The sequence below is a fragment of the Kitasatospora sp. NPDC048407 genome (genome assembly GCF_043200475.1).
Lineage (GTDB): Bacteria > Actinomycetota > Actinomycetes > Streptomycetales > Streptomycetaceae > Kitasatospora.
The window spans coordinates 1-8,944 of sequence record NZ_JBICXW010000023.1 but is presented as its reverse complement, the minus strand read 5'-3'; the positions used below and the strand labels follow the sequence as shown (position 1 = coordinate 8,944).

6 protein-coding genes and 5 tRNA genes are annotated in these 8,944 nt (G+C 72.0%); 3 read left to right on the top strand and 8 right to left on the bottom strand.

Annotated elements, in window-relative coordinates; translation table 11 throughout:
* Positions 1-195 precede the first annotated feature (195 nt).
* The 8 genes from ACGFWJ_RS30505 to ACGFWJ_RS30470 form a co-directional block, all read right to left on the bottom strand.
* Positions 196-270: transfer RNA gene (locus ACGFWJ_RS30505), tRNA-Gln, on the bottom strand.
* A 4-nt stretch (positions 271-274) separates the two neighbouring features.
* A tRNA-Glu gene (locus ACGFWJ_RS30500) sits at positions 275-347 on the bottom strand.
* 17 nt (positions 348-364) lie between these two features.
* Positions 365-437 (bottom strand) — tRNA-Glu (locus ACGFWJ_RS30495).
* A gap of 35 nt (positions 438-472) precedes the next feature.
* Positions 473-545: transfer RNA gene (locus tag ACGFWJ_RS30490), tRNA-Glu, on the bottom strand.
* 22 nt (positions 546-567) lie between these two features.
* Positions 568-639 (bottom strand) — tRNA-Gln (locus tag ACGFWJ_RS30485).
* 194 nt (positions 640-833) lie between these two features.
* The gene (gltX, locus tag ACGFWJ_RS30480; RefSeq protein ID WP_387649192.1) at positions 834-2,351 is read right to left on the bottom strand and encodes a glutamate--tRNA ligase; all 1,518 of its coding nucleotides are present in this window, start codon (positions 2,349-2,351) and stop codon (positions 834-836) included.
* Entirely contained in the window at positions 2,348-3,145 is a 798-nt protein-coding gene (locus ACGFWJ_RS30475; protein WP_380488852.1) for a fumarylacetoacetate hydrolase family protein, read from the bottom strand. Before ACGFWJ_RS30475 ends, gltX begins: the two co-directional genes overlap by 4 nt.
* A gap of 103 nt (positions 3,146-3,248) precedes the next feature.
* Entirely contained in the window at positions 3,249-3,452 is a 204-nt protein-coding gene (locus ACGFWJ_RS30470) for a hypothetical protein (RefSeq protein ID WP_392955272.1), read from the bottom strand.
* A gap of 464 nt (positions 3,453-3,916) precedes the next feature.
* Between ACGFWJ_RS30470 and ACGFWJ_RS30465 the strand changes: the two genes are divergently transcribed.
* The 3 genes from ACGFWJ_RS30465 to ACGFWJ_RS30455 all read left to right on the top strand — a co-directional run bounded on the left by ACGFWJ_RS30465 (position 3,917) and on the right by ACGFWJ_RS30455 (position 8,897).
* Positions 3,917-7,882 (top strand): nitrate- and nitrite sensing domain-containing protein, encoded by a 3,966-nt coding sequence (locus tag ACGFWJ_RS30465; protein ID WP_392955270.1) that lies wholly within the window; start codon positions 3,917-3,919, stop codon positions 7,880-7,882.
* Positions 7,883-7,895: 13 nt separating this feature from the next.
* Positions 7,896-8,309: a roadblock/LC7 domain-containing protein gene (locus tag ACGFWJ_RS30460; RefSeq protein WP_030057391.1), complete on the top strand. Its 414-nt coding sequence runs from the start codon at positions 7,896-7,898 to the stop codon at positions 8,307-8,309.
* A 171-nt stretch (positions 8,310-8,480) separates the two neighbouring features.
* Positions 8,481-8,897 (top strand): DUF742 domain-containing protein, encoded by a 417-nt coding sequence (locus tag ACGFWJ_RS30455; protein WP_387649183.1) that lies wholly within the window; start codon positions 8,481-8,483, stop codon positions 8,895-8,897.
* The last annotated feature ends 47 nt before the right edge of the window (positions 8,898-8,944 follow it).

Here is an 8,944-nt window from a genome sequence, read left to right as displayed (position 1 = left end):
CTGAGCTGGCGGAACGCCGAGGGCGCCGGGCCAGGCAACACCGGCCGGTAGCGGCAGCGTCCGCCATGGGACCGTGGGGTGCACCTGAGCTGGCGGGTGCGCGGGCGGGTGGGTGGGCCGGGGAAAGGCGAGTCGCCGTGGTGCACGTGGGCGGGAACGCAAAAAAGCCCCGGTTGCCCGGAGCTTGGAAAATCTTGGCTGGGGTACCAGGACTCGAACCTAGACTAAATGAACCAGAATCACTCGTGCTGCCAATTACACCATACCCCAAAAGTACCCCCGACCGGATTCGAACCGGCGCTACCGCCTTGAGAGGGCGGCGTGCTAGGCCGCTACACAACGGGGGCCCTAGCTTGAATGAGAGTACCCCCGACCGGATTCGAACCGGCGCTACCGCCTTGAGAGGGCGGCGTGCTAGGCCGCTACACAACGGGGGCTTGTCTCATTCATTTTGCAATTGTCAAGAATTGCGTACCCCCGACCGGATTCGAACCGGCGCTACCGCCTTGAGAGGGCGGCGTGCTAGGCCGCTACACAACGGGGGCAATGCATCACTTGCGTGCTGCGCTGGGGTACCAGGACTCGAACCTAGACTAACTGAACCAGAATCAGTCGTGCTGCCAATTACACCATACCCCACCAGAGTTCAACCCCTGCGGGGCCTTCCTCGGTGTCTTGCGCCTCCCTGCCCGGGCGGCGCAGAAAGAACATTACCCGACGCCCGGCCCGGCTCCAAAATCGATAACTGCAGGCCGTGCGCAGGACACCTGCGGGCCAGGTCAGCGACCTGGCCCGCAGGGGTGCCGGAGGCGGCCTCAGGGGCCGCAGGGGGGTCAGGAGGCCGGGAGCAGCTCCAGGGTGGCGAGGAGGCGGCGCAGCGTCTCCTCGCGGCCCAGCAGCTCCATGGACTCGAACAGCGGCGGCGAGACCCGGCGTCCGGTCACGGCGACGCGGAGCGGGGTGAAGGCGAACTTGGGCTTGATGCCGAGGCCGTCGACCAGGGCCTCGCGCAGCGTGGCCTGGATCGGGTCGGGGGTGAAGTCCGTCAGTTCGGTGAGTGCCTTGATGGAGGCTTCGATGACGGGGCGGGCGTCGGCGGTGAGCACCTTCGCGGCGTCCTCGGGGTCGACGGTGAAGTCGGCGGGGGCGACGAACAGGAAGCCGGCCATGGCGACGATCTCGGAGAGGACGACCATCCGTTCCTGGGTGAGCGGCGCGACCTTGGCGAGCAGGTCGAGCTGCTCGGCGGTGGGCTCCGCGGGGAGGAGTTCGGCGGCCTGGAGGTAGGGGACCAGGCGGTTGACGAACTCTTCGGGGGCGAGGCGGCGGACGTGCTCGGCGTTGAGGTGCTCGGCCTTCTTGAGGTCGAAGCGGGCCGGGTTGCCGTTGACGTCGTCGATGTCGAAGGCGGCGACCATCTCGTCGATGTCGAAGATGTCGCGGTCGTCGGTGAGCGACCAGCCCAGCAGGGCCAGGTAGTTGAGCAGGCCCTCGGGGAGGAAGCCGCGCTCGCGGTACAGGTTGAGGGAGGCCTGCGGGTCGCGCTTGGAGAGCTTCTTGTTGCCCTCGCCCATCACGTACGGCAGGTGGCCGAAGCGGGGGGTGGTGCCGTTGCCGACGCCGATGTCCGCGAGGGCGGCGTAGAGGGCGATCTGGCGCGGCGTCGAGGACAGCAGGTCCTCGCCGCGGAGCACGTGGGTGATCTCCATCAGGGCGTCGTCGACGGGGTTGACCAGGGTGTACAGCGGGGCGCCGTTGGCCCGGACGATGCCGTAGTCGGGGACGTCCTTGGGGTCGAAGGAGATCGGGCCGCGGACCAGGTCGTCGAAGGTGAGGGTGGTGTCGGGCATCCGGAAGCGGAGGATCGACGGGCGGCCCTCCTGCTCGTAGACGGCGATCTGGTCGGCCGTCAGGTCGCGGCAGTGGCCGTCGTAGCCGGAGGGCTTGCCGGCGGCGCGGGCGGCCTCGCGGCGGGCGTCCAGCTCCTCGGTGGTGCAGTAGCAGGGGTAGGCGTGGCCGGCCTCGCGGAGGCGGTTCGCGACGTCGGCGTAGATGTCCATCCGCTGCGACTGGCGGTAGGGGGCGTGCGGGCCGCCGACCTCGGGGCCCTCGTCCCAGTCGAAGCCGAGCCAGCGCATCGCGTCGAGCAGCTGGTTGTAGGACTCCTCGGAGTCGCGGGCGGCGTCGGTGTCCTCGATCCGGAACACCAGGGTGCCGCCGTTGTGGCGGGCGTAGGCCCAGTTGAAGAGGGCCGTGCGGACCAGGCCGACGTGCGGGTTACCGGTCGGGGAGGGGCAGAAGCGGACCCGGACGTCGGGGTTCTTGTCAGCCACGGTTACTGCATCCTTCATCGCTTGACGACCTTGTTGGCGAGGGTGCCGATGCCTTCGACGGAGACGGCGACCTCGTCGCCGATGTTCAGGGGGCCGACACCCGCGGGGGTGCCGGTGAGGATGACGTCGCCCGGGAGCAGCGTCATCGCCTCGGAGATGTGCGCGACCAGTTCGGCGACCGAGCGGGCCATCTGGGAGGTGCGGCCGGCTTGGCGCAGTTCGCCGTTGACGGTGCAGGTGACGGCCAGGTCGGCGGGGTCGAGGTCGGTCTCGATCCACGGGCCGAGCGGGCAGGAGGTGTCGAAGCCCTTGGCGCGGGCCCACTGGCCCTCGCGCTGCTGCACGTCGCGGGCGGTGACGTCGTTGGCGCAGGTGTAGCCGAAGATCACTTCGGGGACCCGGTCGAGCGGCACCTCGCGGCACATCCGGCCGATCACCACGGCGAGTTCGGCCTCGTACTGGACGTCCGAGGAGAACGGCGGGTACGCGATGGACTCGGTGGGGCCGATGACGGCGGTGGAGGGCTTGAAGAAGGTCAGCGGCACGGCCGGGATCTCGTTGCCCAGCTCGGCGGCGTGGTCGGCGTAGTTGCGGCCGACCGCCACGATCTTGCTGGGCAGCATCGGGGCCAGCAGCCGGACGTCCTGCAGCCGGTGGGTCTCGCCGGTCGGCTGGGGGGCGCCGAAGGGGTGCCCCGCGAGGGTGTGCACCACCAGCGAATCGGGTTGTGCGGCGTCCCCCTCGATGATTCCGAAGGAGACCGAGCCCGCCGCGGGGCTCCCTTCACGGACGGAGAACCTGGCGATACGCACAGCCCTGCAACCTCTCGGTTCGTCGGCCGCCCGGACGCTCCCGGGCGGTTGCCGAGCCCGCAGTGCCGGGCCCGGCTGTGCCACCAGGTTATCGGCGCAGGGGTCAGACCCGCGGCAGGCGGGTGGCCGGGACGGCCATCAGGACGGTGCGGCGCGGGTTGGCGGTGACGGCGGGCAGCGAGGTGGCGTACGTGCGGGGCGTGCGGGCGCCGAAGCCGGGGAGCTCGGAGAAGTCCGCGACGGAGGCCAGGGTGGTGCGGCGCGGGTTGGCCGTGGAACGGGTGGCCGTCGTGGTCGTCTCGGACATTTGCGTCTGCACCTTGTTTCACTCGAACGGACTTTTGCGCGAGCCCGCCGCTGGGCAGGCTCCGCTCAACCCTGCCAGGTTAGGTAGCCCATTCCACAGCGGCCGTGACCAAAGCTATACATCGAGCTGTGAGTTTGCTCACAATTACCGGTTCAAAGTGTGTGGAAGTGGTGATTCCGGACCAATGGCAAAATCCACCATTCCGGTATATTGCGGACATTTGCCGCACAAGCCGATCTTCCTCTTTGTTGACATGGCCAGGGCGAGTGTCCGAAAAGGACCGTATTCCGAACCCGAAGCAACACGGACCGTGAGTTGCCGCACGCAGTGGGTAGCCCTGGGCGCCGAGTCGTAACGGCCCTTGTTGGACTTCCCCCGCTGTGCTGGAATGCCACGGAAAAACTCGACACCGCTCTATCTCCGCCCGGCGGGGAAGGGCGCCCGGTCCAGAGGTTGCGACGCCAGTGCAGGGACGTTTCAAGAGGGGCAACGGCGCCGCGGGTGAGCCGGAGTCGCGGGAGCCCGTGGCCGGCGCCCACCAGGCGGCACCGCCGACAGGCCAGGGTGAGCGGCCGTTCGGCGCCCCCGCCGAGGCCGCCGCCACCGGCAGTGCCCCGGGCGCCGCGAGCGCGCCACAGCAGCAGGACGGCAGCGAGCCGGCCGACAAGCAGAGCCGCCGCGCCAGGCTGCGCGGCACGCTCAACCGCCGTCGTGCCACCGGCGCGAGCCGCTTCGCCATGCGCAACTGGCGAATCCGCACCCGTCTGATCGCGCTGCTGTTCCTGCCCGTGATCGTCTCGCTGGTGCTGGGCGGCCTGCGGGTGCAGGAGTCGATGGCGAACTCCCGCCAGCTGTCCCAGATGAGCGACCTGGCCGAGCTCGCCCGCAACGCCACCGCACTGGCCAACGCCCTGCAGTACGAGCGCGACATCTCGGCCGGTCCGCTGGCCACCGGCGGCAGCGCCGACAACGACCCCGAGATCGCCGACGCGTACAAGCAGACCAACACGCTGTCGAAGACCTTCAACGCCAGCGCCGACAAGTTCGACAACCTCGACCTGGCCGGCTCCAAGACCCTGCTGCTGCAGGTCCGCAAGGACCTCAACACGCTGCCCCGGGCCCGGAGCGGCGCGTTCAAGGACCCCGAGAACATCCAGGCCACGATCACCAACTACGACGTGATCATCAAGGACCTGATCGGCGCCACCCAGGACATCGCGATCACCTCGAACTCCACCGAGCTGATCAAGACCACCCGGGCGCTGTTCCAGTTCTCCACGGCCAAGGAGTACACCTCCATGCAGCGCGCGCTGATCAGCGCCGCGCTCGCCAACCCCAAGGGCCCGCACCTGTCGGCCTCGGACGAGACCTTCGGCGTCCGGCTGATGAGCTCCGAGGACAACGCCCTCGCCAACTTCACCGCCATCTACGGCGAGGCCGAGGCCCGCACGCTGCGCGCGGCGATGAGCTACAACCAGGTCGTCGCCGAGGCCGACCGGTTCGCCAAGCAGGCGCTGAACACCAACGGCATCCGGCAGACCGACAACACGTCCTACAAGGACTGGTTCGACAAGTCGACCTCCAAGGTCACCGCCGAGAAGACCATCGAGAACAACCTGCTCAACGTCCTCGACGGCAAGGCCCAGGCGCTGCAGTCGGACATCGACACCGAGTCGGTCATCAACGCCGCCGTGGTCGCCCTGGTGCTCGTCGTCGCCATCGCCGGCGCCGCCCTGGTGGCCCGCTCGATGGTGCGCTCGCTGACCCGTCTGCAGGCCTCCGCCGAGGACGTCGCCGAGCGCCGCCTGCCGGAACTGGTCAAGACGCTCTCCGAGAGCGACCCGCACGACGTCGACGTCACCGTCGAGCCGGTCGGCGTCGACTCCGCCGACGAGATCGGCCACGTGGCGCACGCCTTCGACATGGTGCACCGCGAGGCGGTCCGACTGGCCGCCGAGCAGGCGCTGCTCCGAGGCAACATCAACGCGATGTTCACCAACCTGTCGCGCCGCAGCCAGAGCCTGATCCAGCGCCAGCTGTCGCTGATCTCCGAACTGGAGAGCCGCGAGGCCGACCCGGACCAGCTGGCCTCGCTGTTCAAGCTCGACCACCTCGCCACCCGCATGCGCCGCAACGGCGAAAACCTCCTCGTCCTCGCGGGTGAAGACCCGGGCCGCCGGTGGACCCGCCCCGTCCCGCTGGTCGACGTGCTCCGCGCCGCCGCCTCCGAGGTGGAGCAGTACGAGCGCATCGAACTCGCCTCGGTGCCCACCGCCGAGGTCGCCGGCCGCGTCGTCAACGACCTCGTCCACCTGCTCGCCGAGCTGCTGGAGAACGCCACCTCGTTCTCCTCCCCGCAGACCCGCGTCCGGGTCACCGGTCACGCCCTGCCCGACGGCCGGGTGCTGATCGAGATCCACGACACCGGCATCGGCCTCTCCCCCGACGACCTCGCCGACATCAACGAACGCCTGGCCAACCCGCCGGTCGTGGACGTCTCGGTGTCCCGCCGTATGGGTCTGTTCGTGGTCGGCCGCCTGTCCCTGCGACACGGCATCCGCATCCAGCTCCGCCCGTCCGACTCCGGCGGCACCACCGCACTGGTCATGCTGCCGGTGGACGTCACCAACTCCGCCGAGCGGCGCGGCAACCGGCCCGGTCCGGGCGGCGCGCCCGGCCAGGGCGGCCGGCAGCAGCGCGGGGTCGCGCCGACGCCGCGTCAGCAGGGCCGCCCCGCGGGCGACCTGCCCGGCGCGCGCACCGCGCTCGGCCAGGCTCCGGCGGCCGGCGGGCAGGGCGGCCCGGGTGGCCGTCCGCAGCTCGGCCAGGGCCCGATGGGCGGCAGCCCCGACATGTTCTCCCCGGGCGCTCCGTCCGGTCCGTCCGCTCCGGCCGCGCCCTCGGGCCCGGCGGGTACGGGTGGCCGGCGCGGGCCGGGCGAGGCGCCCGCGCAGGGCGGCTTCGGCCCCGGCGGCGCGTTCGGCACCGGCTCGGCCCAGGGCGGCCGCACCGGTGGTCTGCCGACCCGTTCGGTCGGCCAGTCGCTGCGTGACAACCCGGCGCCGGGTGCGTCGGCCCCGGCCGGTCCGGGCGCGGGCGCCGGTGCGCCGGCCGGTCCGGGCGCGGGTGCGCCGGCCGGTGGCGGGCTGCCGCCGCGGCGGGTGCCGGGTGCGTCCGGTGCGCCGGGCCTGCAGGGCGGGCCGGGCGGCCAGGGCGGGCTTCCGCCGCGCCGTCCGCAGGGCCCGCAGGCTCCGCAGGGGCCGCAGGGCGGTCCGCGTCGTCCGCAGGGCCCGCAGGGTCCGCAGGGCGGTCCGGAGCGGACCCGTCCCGCCGACGGCCGTCCCGGCCTGGAGCGCCGTCCGGGCGGGGAACCGACCCAGCACGGCCGCGCCGAGCAGCAGCCGCCGCGCCGTCCGCTGCCGCAGCAGCAGCCGGCCGCCCCGCTGGAAGCCGCTCCGGCGGACCAGACGGGCGCGTTCGCCCGGCCGCGCTTCGAGGCGTCCGACATCGACCCGCGCGACCCGCTGGGCCTGGGCCTGGTGGAGCCGGTGCTGCCGGACCCGGTGGGCCAGGGCATGCCCCCGGTGCCGCAGGAGCGGGCGGTCCCGCAGCAGTTCGCGGAGCGGCCGCAGCCGATGGCGCTGCCGGCCGCCGGCGATTCGGCCGCCGCCCCGGTACCGGCCCGTGAGCAGGTCCGTGCCCGGGGGTACCAGCCGCAGCGGCCCGGTACCACTGCGCCCGAGTTCGACCAGCAGCCGGCCCGGCCGGCCCCGCAGGCCCCGGCCCCGCAGGCCCCGGCCCGGCAGGCTCCGGCCGCACGGCCGCAGCAGCCGCAGCAGCAGGCCGAGCCGTTCCAGCAGCAGCGTCCGCAGGGCATGCCGCAGCGTCCGGCGCCGGGTGCCCCGCAGGGTGCCCCGCAGCGTCCGGCGGCGGAGCGGCCGGCCCCGCAGGCACCGCAGCCGCAGGCACCCCAGGCCCCGCAGCCGCAGGCACCCCAGGCCCCGCAGCCGCAGGCCCCACAGCAGCAGCCGGCCGGTCCCGGTCCGGACGCCCCGTGGCGCCCGTCCGCGAACGACGAGCGCTGGCGGCGGGCCGAGCAGATGCGCGAGCCGCAGACCGACGGCCTGACCATCTCGGGGCTGCCGCGTCGCACCCCGCAGGCCAACCTGGTCTCCGGCAGCGCCGAGGCCAGCCCGCTGACGGGTCCGCAGGTCTCGCGCAGCCCGGAGGAGGTGCGCGGCCGGTTGACCAACCTGCGCCGCGGCATCCAGCAGGGCCGCCAGGCCGGTTCGCAGCAGCCGGGCCCCGGCCGTCCCGCGCCGCAGCAGCGGCCGGGCTTCGACTTCGGCGGCACGTCCGAGGGCCACCGGGGAGCCCAGTTCGACGCCGATGGCAACAACGGCTTCGGCCCCGAGCACCAGGAGCGTTGAGTTGAGTCAGATGATGAGCCAGGCCGCACAGAACCTGAACTGGCTGATCACCAACTTCGTGGACAACACCCCCGGGGTGTCGCACACGGTGGTGGTCTCCGCCGACGGTCTGCTGCTGTGCATGTCCGAGGGGTTCCCGCGGGACCGCGCCGACCAGCTCGCCGCGGTCGCCTCCGGGCTGACCTCGCTGACCTCCGGCGCCAGCCGCATCTTCGAAGGCGGTGAGGTCAACCAGACCGTCGTGGAGATGGAGCGGGGCTTCCTGTTCCTGATGGCGGTCAGCGACGGCTCCGCGCTCGCGGTGCTCGCCTCGCCGGACTCCGACATCGGCCTGGTGGGCTACGAGATGGCCCTGCTGGTCGACCGGGCCGGCGCGGTCCTCACTCCCGCTCTGCGGGCCGAGCTCCAGGGCAGCCTGCTGCACTGACGGCCGGTCCGGTCCCTTCGGCTCCTCAGCACCACCCTCACTGTGCCGGACCCGCTCGAAACCGGGTCCGGCACACCCACCCCCAAGTCTTCGCCGCTCGGCGGCTGACAGCCGGTCAGCCTGCAGGCCCGGGGCTCCGACGGCGAACGACCGCAGCACAAGGAGGACGCAATGCCCCCGACACCCGCCGGCTCGTACGGCAACGGGTACGGAAACGGCTACGGCGGCCAGCAGTCGGACGGCTACGAGCAGCAGCCGCTGGTCCGCCCGTACGCCATGACCGGCGGACGTACCAGGCCGCGCTACCAGCTGGCCATCGAGGCGCTGATCTCGACCACGGGCACCAACCCGCCCGGCGCGTTGCTGCCCGAGCACGCCCGCATCGTGGCGCTGTGCCGTGAGGTCAAGTCGGTCGCCGAGATCTCCGCGCTGGCGGGAGTCCCGCTCGGTGTCGCCCGCATCCTCGTTGCAGACCTGGCGGAAGCCGGTCTGGTCGCCATCCACCAGCCCGCCGCGGCGGGCGAGTCGGGCGGTACGCCTGACGTCACGCTGCTCGAAAGGGTCCTCAGTGGACTTCGCAAGCTCTAACGCGGCCGCCCCCAGCCGCGCCACCACCTCCGCCAAGATCGTCGTCG

Bases quoted from the DNA above. Each gene is read 5' to 3' on its own strand.
- gltX (WP_387649192.1), bottom strand. From the start codon at position 2,351: ATGAAGGATGCAGTAACCGTGGCTGACAAGAACCCCGACGTCCGGGTC.
- ACGFWJ_RS30470 (WP_392955272.1), bottom strand. From the start codon at position 3,452: ATGTCCGAGACGACCACGACGGCCACCCGTTCCACGGCCAACCCGCGC.
- ACGFWJ_RS30460 (WP_030057391.1), top strand. From the start codon at position 7,896: ATGAGCCAGGCCGCACAGAACCTGAACTGGCTGATCACCAACTTCGTG.
- ACGFWJ_RS30455 (WP_387649183.1), top strand. From the start codon at position 8,481: ATGCCCCCGACACCCGCCGGCTCGTACGGCAACGGGTACGGAAACGGC.